We start from the raw sequence: 20,223 nt of genomic DNA on the forward strand, positions 1-20,223 counted from the left end.
AACCAGGAGACAACGATGACATCCCGCCCCCCGACCGAAACGCGCGCCCGTGCCTCCCTCAGCCGCCACCGCAGCGTCTGGGAAATGCGTGCCGATGGCTGGATCAGCCTGGTGGACGATCTCAGCCGGCTGGCCATCCTGGCGCCCGAGCACCCCGAGCGAGCCAGCCGCCTGGCCCATGTGCAGACCATCATCGACGCGCTGGCTCCGGTCGAAAGCTACTGGGCCTTTCCCGGGGGCCGGGTCTTCGGTGAGCTGTGCCAATGGATAGAGCGCGAGGAGCTGGCACGCGCCCACCAGGCGGCGCGGCGCATCCACCGCGTGCTGGCTGCGCGCACCTACCGCCATGACGCCAACACGCTGGACAACGACAACGAACTGCCCTCGCAGATAGAGACCGACAGCGAGCGCCAGGCGCAGTTGACGCGGCCTTACTTCGAGGTGCTGATCGTCGACGAGATGTCGGCCAGCGAGGAAGACGCGCTGCGCCGCCGCGTGCAGCGCAAGCGCAGCGCCGACGATGATTTCGTGTTCGACATCGTGGTGGTGCCCAGCTTCGAGGATGCGCTGATCGCCACCCTGGTCAACTTCAACCTGCAGGCCGTGGTGATACGCCATGGCTTTCCATTCCGCTCGGTCAACAGGAACGGCATGCTGCGCCGCTTCCTGGAAGGCATGGACGACAACAGCGAGGCCATGCCCGAGTTCGAGCGCGGCCCGCTGCTGGGCCGCCAGATCGCGCAGCTGCGCCCCGAGCTGGACCTGTACCTGGTCACCGATGTCAGCGTCGAGGAGATCGCCGCGCGCGTGGGCGAGGTCTTCAAGCGCATCTTCTTCGGCGAGGAAGACCACATCGAGCTGTACAGCGCCATCATGAAAGGCGTGGGCGAGCGCCACAGGACGCCCTTCTTCCACGCGCTGCGCGACTACGCCAAGCAGCCCACGGGCGTGTTCCATGCGCTGCCGCTGGCGCGCGGCAAGTCCATCATGAACAGCAACTGGATCGGGGACCTGGCCCAGTTCTACGGCATGAACCTGTTCATGGCCGAGACCTCGGCCACCTCGGGCGGGCTGGACTCGCTGCTGGACCCCGTGGGCCCGCTCAAGCTGGCCCAGGAGTACGCGGCCCGCGCCTTCGGCGCCAGGCGCACCTACTTCGCCACCAACGGCACCTCCACCTGCAACAAGATCGTGGTGCAGGCCCTGGTGCGGCCCGACGACATCGTGCTGGTGGACCGCAACTGCCACAAGTCCCACCACTACGGCCTGGTGCTGGCCGGCGCCCAGGTGGCCTACCTGGACTCCTATCCGCTGGACCAGTACTCCATGTACGGCGCCGTGCCGCTGCGCCACATCAAGGAGACCCTGCTGGGCTTTCGGCGCGCGGGCACGCTGGAGCGCGTGCGCATGGTGCTGCTGACCAACTGCACCTTCGACGGCATCGTCTACGACGTGGAGCGCGTGATGACGGAATGCCTGGCCATCAAGCCCGACCTGGTCTTCCTCTGGGACGAGGCCTGGTTCGCCTTCGCGCGCTGCCATCCCATCTACCGCCCGCGCACGGCCATGGCCAGCGCCGCCAAGCTGTGCGAGACCTTCAAGGACCCGGCCTACGCCAGGCGCCACGCCGAGTTCGCCGCCAGCATCGACTGGGAAGACGACCAGCAGTTGCTGGAGACCCGCCTGATCCCCGACCCCGCCAAGGCCCGCATCCGGGTCTACGCCACGCATTCCACGCACAAGACGCTGACGGCGCTGCGCCAGGGCTCGATGATCCATATCTGGGACCAGGACTTCAAGGACAAGGCCGAGGAGTCCTTCCACGAGGCGTACATGACGCACACCTCGACCTCGCCCAACTACCAGATCCTCGCCTCGCTGGACGTGGGCCGCCGCCAGGTGGAACTGGAGGGCTACGAGCTGATCCAGCGCCAGCTGGAGCTGGCCATGAGCCTGCGCGAGCAGGTGCTGCACCACCCCCTGCTCAGGCGCTACTTCCGCTTCCTGCGCATCGGCGACCTGGTGCCGCTGGCCTACCGCGAGTCGGGCGTGGACAACTACTACAACGACGAGACGGGCTGGGACAACCTGGAGGTGGCATGGCGCAGCGACGAGTTCGTGCTCGACCCCAGCCGCGCCACCCTGGTCATCGGCACCACGGGCATGGACGGCGACACCTTCAAGAACAAGGAGTTGATGGACAGGTACGGCATCCAGATCAACAAGACCTCGCGCAACACCGTGCTGTTCATGACCAACATCGGCAGCACGCGCTCGGCCATCGCCTACCTGATCGAGGTGCTGATCAAGATTGCCCGCGACGTGGACGCCCGCGTGGCCGACCTGAGCGCCATCGAGCGGCGCATCCATGAAAGGCGCGTGCGCTCGCTCACGCTGGAGCAGCCGCCGCTGCCCAATTTCTCCAGCTTTCACTTCGCCTTCCGGGGCCGCAGCGTCGAAGGCCGCGCAGGCACGCGCGACGGCGACATCCGCAGCGCCTTCTTCCTCTCGTACGACGACACCAACTGCGAATACATCGACATGGCCGAGGCCGCGCGCGCCATCGCCGAGGGGCGCGAGCTGGTGTCCGCGCTCTTCGTCATCCCCTACCCGCCGGGCTTTCCCATCCTCGTGCCCGGGCAGGTGATCAGCGCCGAGATCCTGCAGTTCATGGCCGCGCTCGATGTGCGCGAGATCCACGGCTTCCGGCCTGAGCTGGGCTTTCGCATCTTCAGCCGGGCCGCGCTGGACCGCGCCGCCCAGGCCACGGCCGCGCGCGCCGCGCTGGCGCTGTCGGGCCGCGCGGCGCAGCCGCAGGCGGGCGACGAAGGCCTGGGCCTGGTCCGACCCGAGCCCGAACCTGAACTGATCACGCTTTCCCCCACCCCGAAGAAGACCACGACGAGGAGCAAGAAGTGAACAACAAAGTCAAAAGCGTTGCCGACCTGCTGCTGATGTTCCACCGCAACGAGCGGCCCATCTACTTCATCAGCGCCACCAACTTCAACCTGCTGGGCATGGACCGCTGGGTCAACCGCTTCCGCTACATCAACTACATCGATTGCTTCGACGGCCGCCACCCCAACGCCTTCGTGCCGCAGGAGCTGCCGCACGAGCCCTTCGAGTCCATCGAGGACATCAACAACTACCTGCTGCAGCACAAGGACGTGGTGGATCTGATCGAGCGGCGCGGCGGCAAGCCGGTCGCCACCTTCCTGATGTTCGACGAGAAGACCGAGGCCCTGGCCCGCGAGCTGGGCATGGAGGTCTGGTTTCCGCCAGCCGCGCTGCGCCAGCGCTGCGACAACAAGATGGAGACCGTGCGCATAGGCAACAAGGCCGGCGTCTACTCGGTGCCCAACGCGCTGGAGAAGGTGGACAGCTACGAGCACCTGATGCAGATCGCCGAGCGCCACGGCCTTGGCAAGGACCTGGTGGTGCAGTCGGCCTTCGGCGACTCGGGCCACACCACCTTCTTCATCGCCTCGCGCGAGGACTTCGACAAGCACAAGGACGAGATCGTCAACGACCCCGAGGTCAAGATCATGAAGCGCATCAACTGCCGCGGCGCCACGCTGGAGGCCTGCGCCACCCAGTCGGGCACCCTGGTCGGGCCGCTGCTGACCGAGGTGGTGGGCGCGCGCGAACTCACGCCCTACAAGGGCGGCTGGTGCGGCAACGAGGTGTTCCCGGGCGCCTTCTCCGAGGAGGTGCGCGCCAGGGCGCGCGACATGGCCGAGCGCTTCGGCAACCAGCTGCTGGCCGAGGGCTACCGCGGCTACTTCGACCTGGACTTCCTGATCGACACCGACACCGGCGAGGTCTACCTGGGCGAGCTGAACCCGCGCATCTGCGGCGCCAGCCCCATGACCAACCATGCCGCCTTCGCCTACGCCGATGCGCCGCTGTTCCTGTTCCACCTGCTCGAATTCTCGGGCGTGCCGTTCGACCTGAACGTCAAGGAGATCAACGAGCGCTGGGCCCAGCCGCATTTCATCGACTCCTGGTCTCAGGTGGTGCTCAAGTTCAACGAGGACCGCATCGACCAGGTCACGCATGCTCCGGCCACCGGCATCTACCGCATGGGCGAGGACGGCAGCGTGGCCTACCAGCGCTTCGACTACAACCGCAAGGCCATAGACACCGAGCGCGAGGCCTTCTTCCTGCGCATCACCGGCCCCGGCGACTACCGCTACGAGGGCGCCGACCTGGGCATCCTGATCACGCGCGGCCGCTCGATGGACGACAACTTCAAGCTCAACATCCGGGCGCGCGACTGGATACGCGGCATCAAGAACTACTACGCGGGCAAGCCCATCCTGGCCACCCAGCCCGGCGCAGCGCCGGCGCCGGGCTCGTTCAAGATCCTCTGAAGGCCTCCCATGCCCCTGCCTACCCGCATCCGCTTCCAGGCCATCGCCGAAGACCTGCCCGGCCGGAAATGGCAGGCCCTGTGCGAGCAGGCCTGGCCCTACTACCGCGCCTGGTTCCTGCGCCAGGGCGCCGTGGCACGCGCCGGCTTCCTGGAGTGCCGCCGCGCCCTGCGCCAGCACATGCCGGAGCTGGTGCCCACCTGGGAGCGGCTGGTGGAGCTGGCCGGCGGCGGCGACATCGAGGCGCGCTTCCTGTCGCTGTGGTGCCCGCCGCCCTACATCACCGGCTGCTCCCAGGCGGTCTGGCTGGATACGGCCGGCCAGCAGGAACCCATGCTGCTGCGCAACTACGACTTCGCGCCCGCGCTGCTGGAGGGCCACTGGCTGGCCACGCGCTGGAGCGGGCAGCGCGTGGCCGCCATGGGCGACTGCCTGTGGGGCGCGCTGGACGGCATGAACGAGTCGGGCCTGGCCGCCTCGCTGTCCTTCGGCGGCCGCACGGCCCATGGCGACGGCTTCGGCATTCCGCTGGTGCTGCGCTATGTGCTGGAGATCGCGCAGGACACCGCATCGGCCGTGGCCATCCTGCAGCGCGTGCCCGTGCACATGTGCTACAGCGTCACGCTGCTGGACGCCCGGGGCGAATGGGCCACGGTGTTCCTGAACCCCGACCGTCCCGTGGAAGTGACCCGGCGCCGGGCCGTGACCAACTTCCAGCACACGGTGGAATGGCCCGAGCATGCACGCGCCACCAGCGCCTGCGAGCGGCTGGCCGCCCTGCAGCAGCAGATCGACGCCGGCATGCCGGCCAGCGACACCCAGGCCGCGCTGCTGCGCGAGCCCCTGTACCAGCCCGCCTGGCGGCGCGGCTACGGCACGCTGTACACGGCGGCCTACGCCCCTCGGTCGGGCCGGCTCGAACTGTCCTGGCCCGGCCAGGCCTGGCCGCAGACCCTGGCCGCCTTCGAGGAGGGCCACCGGGAGATCGCCTACCTGAGCCAGGGCCCCTGAGCGCCCCGCCCAGCATCCCGCGCCTGCATTCAGCGCTTGCATCCGACGCCCGGGACAAGGTGCCACGCACTGCCGTCCAGGCATTCCCCACAGGTTCCGAAGGAGACATGGAAATGACAAGAAGACTTCCGCCCGCCATCTGGATTCTGGTTGCCATGGTGCTGGGCATCGTGATCGGCTACATGGTGTTCATCAACTTCCCCGACAAGAAGGCGGCCGCGCAGATCGCGGGCTACATCTCCATCATGTCGGACGTGTTCCTGCGGCTGATCAAGATGCTGATCGGCCCGCTGGTGTTCTCCACGCTGGTGGTGGGCATCGCGCACATGGGCGACGCGGCCTCGGTGGGCCGGGTGTTCCTCAAGGCCATGGGCTGGTTCGTCACCGCCTCGCTGGTGTCGCTGGTCATGGGCCTGGTCCTGGCCAACCTGCTGCAGCCGGGCCACAACCTGGGGCTGCCGCTGCCGGACATCGGGGCTTCGGCCAACCTCGCCACGGCCAAGTTCACGCTCAAGGACTTCGTCAGCCACCTGGTGCCCAAGTCCTTTGCCGAGGCCATGGCCAACAACGAGATCCTGCAGATCGTCGTGTTCTCCATGTTCTTCGGCGTGGCCCTGGCCGCGCTCGGTGAAAAGGGCAGGACGCTGGTGGCCGCCATCGACGAGCTGTCCCACGTCATGCTCAAGATCACCGGCTATGTGATGAAGCTCGCGCCGCTGGCCGTGCTGGCGGCCATGGCGGCCACCGTGTCTGTCAACGGCCTGGAGATCCTGCTGAAGTTCGCCGTCTTCATGGGTGACTTCTACCTGGGCCTGTTTCTGCTGTGGGGAGTGCTGGTGATCGCCGGTTTCCTGTTCCTGGGCCCGCGCATCTTCAGGCTGCTGGTGCTGATCAAGGAAGCCTTCATGCTGTCGTTCGCCACCGCCAGCTCCGAGGCCGCCTACCCCAAGATCCTGGACGCGCTGGACCGCTTCGGCGTCAAGCGCAAGATCTCCAGCTTCGTGATGCCCATGGGCTACTCGTTCAACCTCGACGGCTCCATGATGTACTGCACCTTCGCCGTGCTGTTCATCGCCCAGGCCTACGACATCCACCTGTCGCTGGGCACGCAGATCACCATGCTGCTGATCCTGATGCTGACCTCCAAGGGCATGGCCGGCGTGCCGCGCGCCTCGCTGGTGGTGATCGCCGCCACGCTCAACCAGTTCAACATCCCCGAGGCCGGCCTGCTGCTCATCCTGGGCGTGGACACCTTCCTGGACATGGGCCGATCGGCCACCAACGCCGTGGGCAATTCCATCGCCACCGCCGTCGTCGCCAAGTGGGAGGGCGACCTGCTGCCCGAGACCGAAGCCGCAGCCAACGCCGCACGGCTGGATTCGGAGGCCAGGGCCACGCTGGCCCATCCCGCCTCCCCGGCCCATTCCTGACAACCCGCACAAGGAAACGCCATGAAACCCGAACCCAGATCACGGCCAGGGCAGCCATGGGCGCTGCCGGGGCCGGCGCGGGTGGCAGCGGCAGCGGGCGTGGCGGCGCTTGCGCTGCTGGCCGGCACGGCCGGCGCCCAGGAAGCCGACACGCCAGAGCGCACCGCCGCCAGCCGCGCGCCCGCCACGCTCAGCGGCACGCTGGCCAAGGTGCGCGCCAGCGGCTCCATTGCGCTGGGCTACCGCCAGGCCTCGGTGCCGTTTTCCTACCTGAACGCGCGCAACGAGCCCATCGGCTACTCCATCGAGCTGTGCAAGGCGCTGGTGACCAGCATCGAGGATGCGGTCAACAGGAGCCTGGCCATCCGCTGGGTGCCCGTCACGGCCGACAACCGCGTGGATGCCGTGGCCAGCGGCCAGGTGGACCTGGAATGCGGCTCCACCACCAGCAACCTGGAGCGCCAAAAGCGCGTGGCCTTCTCGCCCATCATGTTCGTGGCCGGCACCAAGGTCATGGTCCGGCAGGACACGCAGATCCGCTCCTTGCGCGACCTGGCCAGCAAGAAGGTGGCGGTGACGGCCGGCACCACCAATGAAAAAGCCATGCGCGACCTGGACCGGAAATTTCACCTGGGCATGCAGCTGCAGGTGGTGCCCGACCACTCCCAGGGCTTTGCCCAGGTGGCCGGCGGCCAGTCCGACGCCTTCGCCACCGACGACGTGCTGCTGTACGGCCTGATCGCGGAGAACGCCGGCAAGGCGGATGGCAACGGCGGCACGGGCGCGAGCCCGGGCGCCAGGTTCCAGGTTGTGGGCGACTACCTCTCCTACGACCCCTACGCCATCATGTTCCGCAAGGACGACCCCCAACTGGCCCAGGTGGTGAGAACCAGCTTCCAGGCGCTGGCCGAGGACGGCGAGATCGAGCGCCAGTACAGGCGCTGGTTCCTGCGCCGCCTGCCTTCGGGCACCAGCCTGGACCTGCCGATGAGCGCCCAGTTGCAGACCCTCATCGAGACCCTGGCCGCCCAACCCCGTTGAGGCGGTTGCTGCCTGCACCCATTGCGCGCCGGATGGCGCCTCGCCCGGCCTTGCTCTGCGCACGGCATGCAGCACGCGGGTCGCGCCCCCTTTGCAACAGCAAATACAAGGAGACAGGAAATGAGTCAGCAACTCGAAGGTGGGCTGAAGCCGCGGCACCTCACCATGCTATCCATTGCGGGGGTGATCGGCGGTGCGCTGTTCGTCGGCTCCGGCAAGGTGATTGCCAGTGCCGGCCCCGCAGCCATCCTGGCGTACATGGGCGGGGGCATCCTGGTGGTGCTGGTCATGCGCATGCTGGGCGAAATGGCCGTGGCGCAGCCTGACAGCGGCTCGTTCTCCACCTACGCAGACCGCGCCATCGGGCGCTGGGCCGGCTTCACGATCGGCTGGCTGTACTGGTGCTTCTGGACACTGCTGATGGGCTGGGAGGCCTATGTGGCCGGGGCCATCCTCAACGCCTGGATGCCGGCCGTTCCCATCTGGGGCTACATGCTGGTGGTGGTCTTCGGCCTGATGGCCGTCAACTTCCTGCCGGTGCACAACTATGGCGAGTTCGAGTTCTGGTTCGCTCTGATCAAGGTCGTGGCCATTGTGCTGTTCATCGCCATCGGAGCGCTGGCCATCGCCAGGCTCTGGCCTGCGGGCGATGTCGCAGGCATGGCGTACCTGACCAGCAAGGGCTTCATGCCCAACGGCCCCGGCGCCGTGGTGGTGGCGCTGCTGGGCGCGATGTTCGCCTTCATCGGGGCCGAGATCGTCACCGTGGCGGCGGCCGAATCCCAGGACCCGGGCAAGGAAATCGTGCGGACCACCCGGTCCGTGGTCTGGCGCATTTCGCTGTTCTACGTGGGCTCCATCTTCATCGTGGTCTGCCTGATTCCGTACGACACCCCGGGCCTGATCCTCTCCACCGAAGGCACCTACGCCGTCGCGCTCAAGCACCTGGGCATTCCCTTCGCCGGCCAGATCGTCAACTTCGTGGTGCTCACTTCCGTGTGCAGTTGCTTCAACTCGGCGCTCTACACCTCCAGCCGCATGCTGTTCTCGCTGGCGCGCCGCGGCGACGCCCCCCGCCTGTTCACGACCCTGGGCCGCAGCACCAGCGCGCCCTACATGGCCGTCATCGCCTCCAGCGCGCTGGCCCTGCTGACGGTCGCCCTCACCGCCACCGGCCAGATGGACGTGTTCGATGTGCTCATGGCCGCGACCGGCTCCATCGCGCTGCTGGTGTACCTGTGCATCGCCGTGTCGCAGTTGCACATGCGCCGCAAGCTCGAAGCCAGCGGCACGCCCATCCGCCTGAAGATGTGGTGCTTCCCGGCGCTGACCTACGCCACCATCTTCTTCATCGTCGCCTCCATGGTGGTCATGGTGGCCGAGGGCACCTACCGCAAGGAAGTGCTCTACACCAGCGTGCTGGGCGGTGCATTGGTCGCCCTGGGCATGCTGGCGCAAAAGCTCCACTGGGGCCGCCCGAAACCCGGCCGCGTGGAGCAGGAGCAGGCCGTTCAGGAAGGCCTGGGTCCGTTGATCGTCAAATCCGAATAAATGGAGACACAAGCATGAGCACCGATCCATCCGTCCGCATCGAACACGACCTGCTCGGGGACCGCGAGGTTCCCGCCGACGCCTACTACGGCGTGCACACCCTGCGCGCCCGGGAGAACTTCGGCATCACCGGCACGCCCATCTCCATCTACCCCGAACTGATCCGCGCCCTGGCCAGCATCAAGCAGGCGGCGGCCCTGACCAACCATGAGCTGGGCCTGCTGGACCAGCGGCGCTGCGATGCCATCGTGAGCGCCTGCCAGGAGCTGCAGGGCGGACGGCTGCACGAGCAGTTCGTGGTGGACGTGATCCAGGGCGGTGCAGGCACCTCGACCAACATGAACGCCAACGAGGTCATCGCCAACCGCGCGCTGGAGCTGCTGGGCCACCACAAGGGCGAGTACCGGTACCTGCATCCCAACGAGCAGGTGAACATCGGCCAGAGCACCAACGACGTCTACCCCACCGCGCTCAAGATCGCCACCTGGTTCGGCATCCACGGGCTGATCGACGCCATGGACACGCTGCGCCTGGCCTTCGCGCAAAAGGCCGAGGAGTTCCGGGATGTGCTGAAAATGGGCCGCACCCAGCTGCAGGATGCTGTGCCCATGACGCTGGGCCAGGAATTTAGCACCTATGCCGTGATGATCGAAGAGGACCAGGCGCGTCTGCGCGAGGCCGTGCTGCTGATCTGCGAGATCAACATGGGCGCCACCGCCATAGGCACGGGCATCACCGCCCATCCCGACTACGCGCCCCTGGTGCTCAGGCACCTGCAGGAGATCACCGGCATTGCGCTGCAGACCGCGCCCAACCTGATCGAGGCCACCCAGGACTGCGGCTCTTTCGTCCAACTGTCGGGCGTGCTCAAGCGCGTGGCCATCAAGCTGTCCAAGACCTGCAACGACCTGCGGCTGCTGTCCAGCGGCCCGCGTGCAGGCCTGGGCGAGATCAACCTGCCGGCCATGCAGGCGGGATCGAGCATCATGCCGGGCAAGGTCAACCCCGTGATCCCCGAGGTGGTGAACCAGATCGCCTTCGAGGTCATCGGCAACGACATCACCGTCAGCTTCGCGGCCGAGGCCGGGCAGCTGCAGCTCAATGCCTTCGAGCCCATCATCGCCCACAGCATCTTCAAAAGCGTGAGCCACCTGCGCAACGGCTGCCTGACGCTGGCCGAGCGCTGTGTGCAGGGCATCACCGCCAACCGCGAACACCTGCGCGCGGCGGTGGAGAACTCCATCGGCATCGTGACCGCGCTCAACCCCTACATCGGCTACGCCAATGCCACCTCCGTGGCCCAGCAAGCCCACGCCAGCGGCGGCAGCGTCTACGACATCGTGCTGGCCCGGGGCCTGCTGACCAAAACGCAGTTGGACACCATCCTGCGGCCCGAGATCCTCACGCGGCCCACGGCGCTGAAACTCGGATGACCGGTCTGCCCTACCTGCACACCGCAGGAAACCCATGCCGCCTGGCCGCCCACACCACGGCCAGCGATGCGCCCAGCAGCGCCAGCAGCACGGGCGTGAAGGCGCCCACGCCCATGCGCGCCAGCAGCAGGCCGCCCACGATGCCGCCGCCGGCAATCGCCATGTTCCAGGCCGTGACCAGCATGGACTGCGCCACGTCGGCGGCCTCGCCCGCCGTGTGGGCAATGGCAGTCTGCAGCAGCGTGGCGGCGCCGCCAAAGGCCAGGCCCCAGACGGCCACCGCCGCATACACCAGGGCCGGCGCATCTGCGGCCACGCCCAGCATCAGCGTGGACAGTGCAAACAGCGCAATGCTGGCCAGCGTGAGCGCACGCAGGTGGCGGTCGATCAGCACGCCGGTGATCCAGATGCCCAGCACGGAGGTGGCGCCGAACACCAGCAGCACCAGGTCCGTGCGCGCGGCCATGCCCGCCACCGCCAGGAAGGGCGCGATATAGGTGTAGAGAATGTTGTGCGCCAGCACGAAGGCCAGCACCACGAACAGCACGGGGCGCACGCCCGCCAGGGTGAACACGTGCCGCAGCGGCAGGTGGCGGCCTGCCGCCTGCCCCGCAAAGTCGGGCAGGCGGGCGCGCACCCAGACCATGAGCGCCAGCGCCAGCACGCTCATGAGGCCGAAGCACAGCCGCCAGCCCACCCACTGGCCCAGCACGGTGCCGGCCGGCACGCCCAGCGACAGCGCCAGCGGCGTGCCCACCATGGCAATGGCGATGGCGCGGCCCTTGAGATGGCCGGGCACCATGCGTGCCGCGTAGCCGGCCAGCAGCGCCCAAAGCAGCCCGGCCGAGACCCCCGCCAGAAAGCGCGCCACCAGGGTCAGCGCAAAGTGCGTGGACAAGGCCGTGACCGTGTTGGCGACGACAAAGCCCGCGATCGCCGCCAGCAGCAGGGGGCGGCGGCGCATGCCCTGCGTGGCGGCCGTCAGCGGTATGGCGGCCACCAGGGAGCCTATGGCGTAGAGGGTGACGGTCTGGCCCACCCAGGCCTCGGTCACGGCCAGGCCCTGGGCCATCTGCGGCAGCAGGCCCGCCGGCAGCGCCTCCGTCAATATGGTGATGAAGGCCGCCATGGCCAGCGCCAGCAGGGAGGCAACGGGCAGGCGGTCCTGGCTTGTTCCGGTCATTGCAGCGCTCCCGAAACCCCGTGGACCTCACAAACCCCGTAGACCGCGTCGCGCAAATCGTTGACGAAGCGCCCCGACATGCCCTCGTACAAGGTGTTGGTGAAGGCCACGACACTGAGCTCCTGCGCCCGGTCCACGAACCAGGAATGCCCATAGGCCCCGCCCCAGCGCCAGGTGCCCACCGACTCCGGCGATGCCGCCTGCGCCGCATCGCGCAGCACGGAAAAGCCCAGGCCAAAGCCGAAGCCCGGCGCATTGGGCAGGGCCAGCCCGCCGGTCTGGTCCCGCGCCATCTCGGCGACCAGGGCGTCGGGCAGCAGGGTGTTGCCACCCTGGCGCAGGGCTTCCAGCAGCCGCAGGAAATCGCCTGCCGTCCCGGCCATGCCGGCGCCGCCGGAGGCAAAGGCCTGGGCGTCAAAGATGCGCGAAGGGCTGAAGGCAATGCCGATGCTCCCCTCGAAGGGCGACACGGTCTCGCCCTCGGCCAGCGGATGGGGCTGCGGCACATCGCTGACATAGGCCGTGGCCACGCGCTGCGCGGCCAGCGCATCGGTGACGGCAAAGCCGGTATCGGTCATGCCCAGCGGCCCGGTCACCAGCTCGCGCACGGCCTGGTCCAGCGGCCTGCCGTGCACCTGCTCAATGAGGGCGCCCAGCACATCGGTGGCCAGCGAGTAGCCCCAGGCCGTGCCCGGCGCGTACAGCAGCGGCACGCTGGCGATGCGCTCCAGGTTCTCTTCCAGTCCGATGCCCTGGCGGTCCATGCCGTCCGATACGCCCGCGCGCGCATAGGGGCCTTGTGCATCGGCCTCGAAGAAGCGGTAGCCCAGCCCCGCCGTGTGGCTGAGAAGCTGGCGTACGGTGATGCGGGCGGGCCCGCCATCGGCCAGCCGGGGGCGGAACCGGGGCAGCCAGCGCTCCACCCCCTCGTCCAGCGCCAGCAGTCCCCGCGCCACCAGCACCAGCGCGGCAGCCGAGACGATGGGCTTGCTGGCCGAGGCCAGGCGAAACACCACATCCACGGCCATGGGCAGCCCGCGCTCGCGGTCGGCCCAGCCTGCGGCCTGGCGGTGGACCAGCGCGCCGCCACGCGCCACCAGCACCACGGCGCCGACCAGACGCTGCGCCTCAAGCGCCTGCCGGACCACGGCCTGGATGCGGTCGGACAGGGGCGAGGACGACAGGGTCGCAGGCAGCGCAGCGGGTGCAGCGGGTGCAGCAGGTGCTGAAGGCGCTGCAGAAAGGGCAATCGTCATGGGAATTCCCGGGATCAAATGAACAGGGTTCCGACGATAGAAAGACCGCGATTAAAGAAAAAGTGGGGTAGATTTCCGGTTTGCGCGGAACTGGATGTCCGCAATGAAGGAGCGGCGTTTGGACAGCCTCAACGGTTTCGTGGTGTTCGTGCAAGTCGCCTAGACCCGCAGTTTCGTGGCGGCCGGCAGGCTGCTGGGCATCTCGGCATCGGCCATCGGCAAGAGCGTGGCGCGGCTGGAGGACCGGCTGGGCGTGCGCCTGTTCCACCGCAGCACACGCAGCATCACGCTCACGGCCGAGGGCGCGCTGTTCCTGGAGCGCAGCCGCCGCATCCTGGCCGAGATCGAGGCCGCGCAGCTGGAGCTGTCGCAGGCCAGCACCGCGCCGCGCGGCCGGCTGCGGGTCAGCCTGCCCCTGGTCAGTTCTCTGGTGCTGCCGGTGCTGGGAGAGTTCATGCGCGCCTATCCCGAGATCGAGCTGGACCTGGACTTCACCGACCAGCTGGTCGATGTGATCGAGGAAGGCTTCGACGCCGTGGTGCGCACGGGCGCGCCCGCCGACTCACGCCTGTCCGCGCGCCGGCTGGGCGCCTTCGGCTACCTGCTGGTGGCCTCGCCCGGCTACCTGGCGCAGCGCGGCACGCCCCGGGTGCCCGAGGATCTGCTGGAGCACAGCTGCCTGCACTACCGCTACCCCCACAGCGGCAAGCTGGAGCCCTGGGTGCTGCGGCGCGCCGCGGGCGCGCCCGAGCTGCAGCTGCCCACCTCCATGATCTGCAACAACATCGAAACCCGGCTGTGCTTTGCGCTGCAGGGCCTGGGCATCGCCTACCTGCCGGAGTTCTCCATCCGCGAGCCGCTGGCCGACGGCCGGCTGCAACCCGTGCTGGCGGACTGCATGGAGCACACCAACGTCTTCCACGTGCTGTGGCCCGCCAGCAAGCATCCCTCGCCCAAGCTGCGGGCGCTGGTGGACTTCCTGTGCGCGCGGGTGTTTCCACAGGTGCAACCCGGGCAGGCCCCGGACGCTGCCAGGACCGCGGCGCCCAAGACACCCCAGACATCCGGGACGCGCAGATAGGCTGCGCGCCGGCCGCTGCTGCCTGCAGGCCCCCCGCCTTGCCTTCCTGGCTATCGCGCGGGCCCCTATCTGGGTTAGCATGCTTACAGAGCAGCGTATTCACAGAGTCATATCGGTTGCTCTGGCCCACCGGCAGGCAGGACCTGCGTCTCGAGCGCTGTGGCGTGCAGGGGCGCCGTATCGGTGGGTCATTGCGGTTGACGGCTGGCGTTGCAGATCTCTTTTCTTGTCTCGCTGCGTTGCATGTCTTCTCGTTCCACCGCTATCCATCGCCCCGCCCTTTCCTCGCGCTCGCACGCAAGAACATCATTGGCCATCATCGTGGGCGTCTGCTTCATGGTGCTGGCAGCGGGGCTGTACTGGGCCGCGTTGCTGACCAGCCACCAGTACATGCAGCGCTACACCCGGGATCAGGCATGGCTGCGCGTCTCGCAGATGTCCCAGGCGGTTTCCGCGCAGGCCGGGACCATGCTGTCGGGCCTGAACTATTCCCTGCGGGACCTGGCCCGGGACTACGAGTCGGGTGACTCGCAGGCGTTCGGGCGGGCCGTCGCCAGCGTCCAGGAGGCCTATCCGCCCGGCACCATCGTCCAGGTGGCCGTGGCCGATGCGAACGGCCAGGTGGTGTATTCGAGCCTGGCAGCCTCGGAGCCGCCTGCGCAGAGCGTGTCCATTCTCGACCGCGAACATTTCCAGGCGCATCTGAAGGGCCTGACGCAGGGAACCTTCATCGGCCGTCCGGTGCAGGGACGGGTTTCCGGGCAATGGGGTATCCAGCTGAGCCGCGCCCTGCACCACCGAGGCGCGTTTGCGGGCGTGCTGGTGGTGTCGCTGTCGCCGCAGTACCTGTCGCGGCAGCTGCAGGCCATCTTCGACAGCCCGCGCGACGTGATCTTGCTGCTGCGCGAGGACGGCACCTATCTTGCACGCTCGCAGAACCAGGATCGGGTGCTCGGGCGCCAGCTGCCCGCGGCGCGGGTGGCGCTGTTTGCCCCCGACGTCACGCATGGCACCTACGAGGCGCTGGCGAGCACCGACGGCATACAGCGCATGTATGCCTGGAGCCGCGTGAGCGGCTTTCCGATCCTGGTGAGCACGGGGCTGGACCACGAGGCCGTGTTCGGCCCGCTCAACGAGACCATACGGCAGAGCCTGTGGCGCAACGGCATAGGCACGCTGCTGATTTTTCTGGGCGGGATGCTGACGGCCTGGCTGGCGTTCCAGCGCTGGCGGGAGGAGGACCAGCGGGTCCAGTCCGAAGAGCGCTTTCATCTCCTGTCCGAGGAAGTCCCGGGCGGCCTGTTCCAGTACAGCTGGGACCCTGCCGGCCACTACGCTCTGTCGTTTGCCAACCCCGGCTTTTATGCAATGCACTGCATCGATGCGGATACGGCAGGCACTGCCTTGCAGGACCTGGCACAGCGGGTTCATCCGGAAGATATCTCCGCGCTCAGGCAGTCCATCGACGAAGCGATGCGCAGCCAGGGGGACTGGGCCTGCAAGTACCGCGTACAGTCCGCCGATGGCTCAGTGCGCTGGCTGCAGGGCCATGCACGCCCGCAACGCACCGAAGACGCAACCGTGCTCTGGCATGGCTACATCCTCGATGTCACCCAGGACGAAAGCCTGCGCAAGGCGCTTCACGAGAGCGAGGAGCGTCTGCGGCTGACCATCGGCGCCGTGCGTGACGGACTTTGGCAGTGGGACCGCGAACAGGACCAGGTGCTGTGGGATTCCCGCTGCTACCAGATGCTGGGCATGCCGGATCAGGCACTCGGTTCGTTCACCGTGGCCGGCTTCATGCATCTGCTGCACCCACTGGACCAGCCTCGCGTCCAGGAACGGCTCAGGCGCCACCTCGAACACGGCGACCCATTCCGTGTCGAGATGCGCATAAGGCAGGCCGATGGCTCCTGGCGATGGATCGAATCGCGCGGGGAGGTGACCCTGCGCGATGCCGACAACAAGGCACTGCGCATGCTCGGAATGCACACCGATATCCAGGAACGGGTGGAGCAGACCCATATGGTGAGCGCCCTGCTGGAGCGCGGAAGCGCCCTGGTGCTTGTCGCCAGCCATCGCCGCAGCATCGTCTACGCCAATGCCCGGGCAGCCGAGTGCTTCGGCCTTGCGGCGGGCGCACTGGAGCCGCAGTGCTCATTCCAACAGCTGCATCCGTCCAGCGACAGTTTCGACAGCTTCGCATCGCTGTATGAGCGCCTAAGCCTGAAGGGCACGGTGCGTACCGAGTGGGCACTGAAGGTCAAGGGCGGCCACATGCGCTGGTTCGACATGCAGGGCGCACTGCTGGACCCCGAAGATCCCCAAGGCAACGTGATCTGGACCCTGTTCGACGTAGATGCCCGCCATCAGGCGGAGAGTGCATTGCACGAGGTCCAGCAGCGGCTGGAGGCCATCATCGAGAAATTTCCGGCGGGCATCCTGGTGACCGACGATGCGGGGCAGTGCATCAGGGCAAGCAACGCAATGCTGGTGGACCTGTTCGAGCTGCCGCTGTCCGCCGCGGACCTTGTGGGGAAAAGCCTGCAGACATTGCTGTCCTATTTGCCCCCGGCCATGGCAACGGCCTTGCAACCTGCACCGCAACCGGGGGCAGGTGCCCTGTCGCAACGAACGATCTTTGCCCTGTCCAACGGCCGCCATATAGAAACGGAGCTGCTGCCGCTTCGCAGGCAGGAGCGGCTGCTTGGCTACTGCTGGGTATTCCACGACGTGACGGACTACAAGAGGCGCGAAACGCAGCTCGAAGCCCTGGCATTGACCGATGCGCTCACGGGTGCCAGCAACCGGCGGGCCTTCATCACGCGCATGGAGTCGGAGCTGGAGCACCTGCGCCTGGGACTGAGCCATCCGTCGGCACTGATCATGCTGGATATCGACCATTTCAAACGCGTCAACGACAGCTTCGGCCATGGCGTGGGCGACGAGGTGCTCAGGCATCTGGTGATCGCGGTGTCCAAGGAGCTGCGCCAGGGCGACATGCTGGGCCGCCTGGGCGGCGAGGAATTCGCCGTCTTGCTGACGGACGTGGACGCCCCGACCGCACTGCGGCGCGCGGAGAACCTGCGTGAGGCCGTGGCGGCGCTGGCCGTGTCCGTACAGGGCCAGGACAGCCCGATCCGCTTCACCGTGAGCCTGGGCGTATGCCTCATGGACGAGGGCGAAGCATCGGTCGAGCGCTGCCTGGAGCGGGCCGACGCCGCCATGTATTTCTCCAAGCGCAATGGCCGCAACCGCACCACATGCTGGACGCCCGATACCCCCATGATTTCAGACGCCAAGTGAGCGCGATGCCAGTGCCGCAACACGCCCGTGCGCCCGGGCAAGGCGATGTGCCGGCTACCCGGCCGCCTCATTCATCGCCCGGCACTCCGTAGCTGGGCGCGGCCCTGGGATCGATGGCGCGCGTCTGGTAGTCCTGCATCTGCGGCGCGTAGGCGGCCCAGAGGCCTTGCAGCGAGCCGATGGGATCGTGCTCGGACCAGTCCACGCGCAGGTCCGCCATGGGCCAGCTGTGCTCGCCCGCCACCTTGAGCGCGGCCGAATGCACGGGCCCGGCCTCGCCGCCCGCGGCCATGGCGGCCTGCATGGCGGCCAGCAGGCGCTCGGCCAGCGGCAGGTCGGCGCTGCGCTCGAAGGCCGGCACCATGGCCTCGATGGTGCGTTCGCTGGCCAGCAGGTTGCCGGCCGCCACGCACTGCCGCCCCACGGCGCTGGTGAAGATGCCCAGCGCCTGGCTGCCGCTGAAGACGCCGGTACGGCCCTGCGCGTCCACCACGGTGACCTGGCGGTACTGGGGCCAGCTGCCGTCATCCAGCGCCTGGCGCAGCGCGGCCTGGGGATCGGCGCCCTGCTCCAGAAGGTCCAGCACGCGCGGGCCCAGGGCGGGCAGCGTGATGTTCTGCGTGGACACCACGCCCACGCCCGCGCGCACCCAGGGGCAGCGCGCGCCCACCGCAATGCTGGACGAGCTGATGGCCACGCCCAGCTGCCCGGTGCGCTCGCAGCGCCCCACAATTGAAAAAGTCATGGTTTCTTCCTCCTGCCGATACGGCTGTGCCAGGTGCTTGCTGGGGTTGACGCTCAGGCGCTGGCCGGCGGCTGCCAGTCATCGGGGATGACCGCGATCACGTCGATCTCCATCAGCCACTGCGGCTGCCCCAGGGCCGAGATGCACAGCCCCGTGGAGATGGGAAACACGCCCTTGAGCCACTTGCCCACCTCCTGGTAGACGGGCTCGCGGTAGCGCGGGTCGATGATGTAGGTGGTGGTCTTGACGATGTGCGACAGGTCGCTGCCCGCTTCCTCCAGCAGCTGCTTGACGTTCTTCATCGCCTGCTCGGCCTGCTTTTGCGGATCGCCCAGGCCGACCAGGTTGCCCTCGAAATCGGTGCCGATCTGGCCGCGCACATAGACGGTGTTGCCGGCGCGCACGGCCTGGCACAGGTCGTTGTCCAGCGACTGGTTGGGATAGGTGTCCTTGGTGTTGAACATGCGGATGCGGGTATGGGTGGGCATGGTCTGGCTCCTGCAGGGGGTGGATGGGAAGGTGTCTCAGAGCGCGCTACCTGCTGCGGGCAGCGGCGTCGTAGTCGCTGTAGCGGCGCTGCTTGGCGATGTGGTCGGCCACGAACTTGGCGTCATGCCACACGCCCCAGATGAAGGACGAGCCACGGCGCGACAGCCAGGGCAGGCCCAGGAAGTAGATGCCGGGCTCATGGCCCACGCCGCGGTGGTGGCGCGGCTTGCCGCCGGGCTCGAAGCTGTCCACCTGCAGCCAGCTGAAGTCCACCCTGTAGCCCGTGGCCCAGATGATGGAGGTGATGCCTGCGGCGGCCAGGTCGAGTTCGCGCAGCGGATGGGTCATGCACTCCGGATCGGGCAGGCGCCTGCGCGCCTCGGGCTCCTCGGGCAGGTCCAGGCCGTTGCGGCGGATGTAGTCGTCGGCCGCATCGAGCATGGCCAGGTAGTTGGCGTCGCCGTTGGCGATGTTCTCGGCCAGGTCGTCCCGGAAGCGCACCCAGCCATCGGCGAAGGACTCGGTCAGCCCCACCAGGGTGATGCCCTGGTGTCCCAGCGCGCGAAAGTCCACGGTGTGGCCGCCGCGCGCGCCGCTGACGGCAATGGTCACATGCTCGCGGCCGGGCTTGGCAATGGCCGCATCCCATTCGCCCAGCACGCCCAGCCACCAGCAGAAATCACGGCCGCGATAGGCACGCGGCGGCCGGTCATGGGCGCCCACAGAGAGAAACACCTTGCGGCCCGCGCGCTGCAGTTCATCGGCGATCTGCACGCCCGAGGAGCCTGCGCCCACCACCAGCACGGCGCCTTCGGGCAACTGCGCGGGGCGGTGGTAGTGCGCGGAATGGATCTGCAGGAGGCCGCCATCGGCGGGCGCAGCCGGCGCTATCGGAGGGATCACCGGCACCTGGAACGGCCCCGTGGCCGCGATCACGTTGCGGGCCTCGATCACGCCCTCGGACGTTTGCACCGTGAAGCCCGGCCGGCCCTGGTTGCGCGTGACCCGCCTGACCTCCACGCCGGTGCGCACGGGCGCCTTGATCTGGCGGACATAGTCCTCGAAGTAGTCGGCCACCTCGTCCTTGCCGGGAAAGCCGTCGCGGTCGCCCTTGAACTCCAGGCCCGGAAAGCGGTCATGCCAGGCCGGCCCGTTGGCCACCAGCGAGTCCCAGCGCCCCGTGCGCCAGGCCTGGGCGATGCGCTGGCGCTCCAGCACCAGGTGCTCTACGCCAAGCTGGCTCAGGTGTTCGCTGGCCGCGATGCCGGCCTGCCCGGCGCCGACCACGAGCGTGTTGATGGTTTGGATTTCAGCTGTCATGGTG

At 67.9% G+C, this 20,223-nt stretch carries 14 protein-coding genes; 9 read left to right on the top strand and 5 right to left on the bottom strand.

From position 1 onward, the window contains the following. Nucleotides 1-15: 15 nt before the first annotated feature. The 7 genes from DELCS14_RS18190 (at nt 16) to aspA (ending at nt 10,839) form a co-directional block, all read left to right on the top strand. Nucleotides 16-2,919 (top strand): ornithine decarboxylase, encoded by a 2,904-nt coding sequence (locus DELCS14_RS18190; RefSeq protein ID WP_013802976.1) that lies wholly within the window; start codon nt 16-18, stop codon nt 2,917-2,919. Further along, nucleotides 2,916-4,373: a biotin carboxylase gene (locus DELCS14_RS18195; protein ID WP_013802977.1), complete on the top strand. Its 1,458-nt coding sequence runs from the start codon at nt 2,916-2,918 to the stop codon at nt 4,371-4,373. The genes DELCS14_RS18190 and DELCS14_RS18195 overlap by 4 nt, the downstream gene beginning before the upstream one ends. A 9-nt stretch (nt 4,374-4,382) precedes the next feature. Then, nucleotides 4,383-5,384, top strand: coding sequence for a C45 family peptidase (locus DELCS14_RS18200; protein ID WP_013802978.1), 1,002 nt, complete (start codon nt 4,383-4,385; stop codon nt 5,382-5,384). A 113-nt stretch (nt 5,385-5,497) separates the two neighbouring features. Further along, a complete protein-coding gene (locus tag DELCS14_RS18205) occupies nt 5,498-6,814 on the top strand; it encodes a cation:dicarboxylase symporter family transporter (RefSeq protein WP_013802979.1) in 1,317 nt (438 codons plus the stop codon). Between the two features lie 21 nt (nt 6,815-6,835). Beyond that, nucleotides 6,836-7,855, top strand: a complete 1,020-nt coding sequence (locus DELCS14_RS18210; RefSeq protein ID WP_013802980.1) for an amino acid ABC transporter substrate-binding protein — start codon at nt 6,836-6,838, stop codon at nt 7,853-7,855. Between the two features lie 120 nt (nt 7,856-7,975). Further along, nucleotides 7,976-9,406 carry an amino acid permease gene (locus DELCS14_RS18215; RefSeq protein WP_043796316.1) on the top strand — a complete coding sequence of 477 codons (1,431 nt, stop codon included), beginning with the start codon at nt 7,976-7,978 and terminating at the stop codon, nt 9,404-9,406. Nucleotides 9,407-9,420: 14 nt separating this feature from the next. Next, nucleotides 9,421-10,839: an aspartate ammonia-lyase gene (aspA, locus tag DELCS14_RS18220; RefSeq protein WP_013802982.1), complete on the top strand. Its 1,419-nt coding sequence runs from the start codon at nt 9,421-9,423 to the stop codon at nt 10,837-10,839. 10 nt (nt 10,840-10,849) lie between these two features. On the opposite strand, the gene DELCS14_RS18225 is transcribed toward aspA, so the two are convergent. Further along, nucleotides 10,850-12,022 (bottom strand): MFS transporter, encoded by a 1,173-nt coding sequence (locus DELCS14_RS18225; RefSeq protein WP_013802983.1) that lies wholly within the window; start codon nt 12,020-12,022, stop codon nt 10,850-10,852. Further along, nucleotides 12,019-13,278, bottom strand: a complete 1,260-nt coding sequence (locus tag DELCS14_RS18230) for a serine hydrolase domain-containing protein (RefSeq protein WP_013802984.1) — start codon at nt 13,276-13,278, stop codon at nt 12,019-12,021. Before DELCS14_RS18230 ends, DELCS14_RS18225 begins: the two co-directional genes overlap by 4 nt. Nucleotides 13,279-13,453: 175 nt before the next feature. Between DELCS14_RS18230 and DELCS14_RS18235 the strand changes: the two genes are divergently transcribed. Next, nucleotides 13,454-14,359, top strand: a complete 906-nt coding sequence (locus DELCS14_RS18235) for a LysR substrate-binding domain-containing protein (protein WP_013802985.1) — start codon at nt 13,454-13,456, stop codon at nt 14,357-14,359. Between the two features lie 309 nt (nt 14,360-14,668). Continuing rightward, nucleotides 14,669-17,665: a diguanylate cyclase gene (locus tag DELCS14_RS18240; RefSeq protein WP_228676789.1), complete on the top strand. Its 2,997-nt coding sequence runs from the start codon at nt 14,669-14,671 to the stop codon at nt 17,663-17,665. Between the two features lie 67 nt (nt 17,666-17,732). Here the strand turns inward: DELCS14_RS18240 and DELCS14_RS18245 are convergent, their stop codons facing one another. From DELCS14_RS18245 to DELCS14_RS18255, 3 genes are read right to left on the bottom strand one after another with little or no spacing between them, the layout of a single operon-like run. Next, nucleotides 17,733-18,410 (bottom strand): DUF1028 domain-containing protein, encoded by a 678-nt coding sequence (locus DELCS14_RS18245; RefSeq protein WP_013802987.1) that lies wholly within the window; start codon nt 18,408-18,410, stop codon nt 17,733-17,735. A gap of 53 nt (nt 18,411-18,463) precedes the next feature. Continuing rightward, complete coding sequence (locus tag DELCS14_RS18250; RefSeq protein ID WP_013802988.1) at nt 18,464-18,898, bottom strand: RidA family protein; 435 nt, start codon at nt 18,896-18,898, stop codon at nt 18,464-18,466. A 46-nt stretch (nt 18,899-18,944) separates the two neighbouring features. Then, complete coding sequence (locus tag DELCS14_RS18255) at nt 18,945-20,219, bottom strand: NAD(P)/FAD-dependent oxidoreductase (protein WP_013802989.1); 1,275 nt, start codon at nt 20,217-20,219, stop codon at nt 18,945-18,947. Nucleotides 20,220-20,223 lie beyond the last annotated feature (4 nt).

Source organism: Delftia sp. Cs1-4 (assembly GCF_000214395.1).
Taxonomy (GTDB): Bacteria; Pseudomonadota; Gammaproteobacteria; order Burkholderiales; family Burkholderiaceae_C; genus Comamonas; species Comamonas acidovorans.

Excerpts from the sequence above, each read along its gene's own strand:
- DELCS14_RS18190 (WP_013802976.1), top strand. The coding sequence starts at position 16 with ATGACATCCCGCCCCCCGACCGAAACGCGCGCCCGTGCCTCCCTCAGC.
- DELCS14_RS18200 (WP_013802978.1), top strand. The coding sequence starts at position 4,383 with ATGCCCCTGCCTACCCGCATCCGCTTCCAGGCCATCGCCGAAGACCTG.
- DELCS14_RS18205 (WP_013802979.1), top strand. The coding sequence starts at position 5,498 with ATGACAAGAAGACTTCCGCCCGCCATCTGGATTCTGGTTGCCATGGTG.
- DELCS14_RS18210 (WP_013802980.1), top strand. The coding sequence starts at position 6,836 with ATGAAACCCGAACCCAGATCACGGCCAGGGCAGCCATGGGCGCTGCCG.
- DELCS14_RS18215 (WP_043796316.1), top strand. The coding sequence starts at position 7,976 with ATGAGTCAGCAACTCGAAGGTGGGCTGAAGCCGCGGCACCTCACCATG.
- aspA (WP_013802982.1), top strand. The coding sequence starts at position 9,421 with ATGAGCACCGATCCATCCGTCCGCATCGAACACGACCTGCTCGGGGAC.
- DELCS14_RS18225 (WP_013802983.1), bottom strand. The coding sequence starts at position 12,022 with ATGACCGGAACAAGCCAGGACCGCCTGCCCGTTGCCTCCCTGCTGGCG.
- DELCS14_RS18230 (WP_013802984.1), bottom strand. The coding sequence starts at position 13,278 with ATGACGATTGCCCTTTCTGCAGCGCCTTCAGCACCTGCTGCACCCGCT.
- DELCS14_RS18245 (WP_013802987.1), bottom strand. The coding sequence starts at position 18,410 with ATGACTTTTTCAATTGTGGGGCGCTGCGAGCGCACCGGGCAGCTGGGC.
- DELCS14_RS18250 (WP_013802988.1), bottom strand. The coding sequence starts at position 18,898 with ATGCCCACCCATACCCGCATCCGCATGTTCAACACCAAGGACACCTAT.
- DELCS14_RS18255 (WP_013802989.1), bottom strand. The coding sequence starts at position 20,219 with ATGACAGCTGAAATCCAAACCATCAACACGCTCGTGGTCGGCGCCGGG.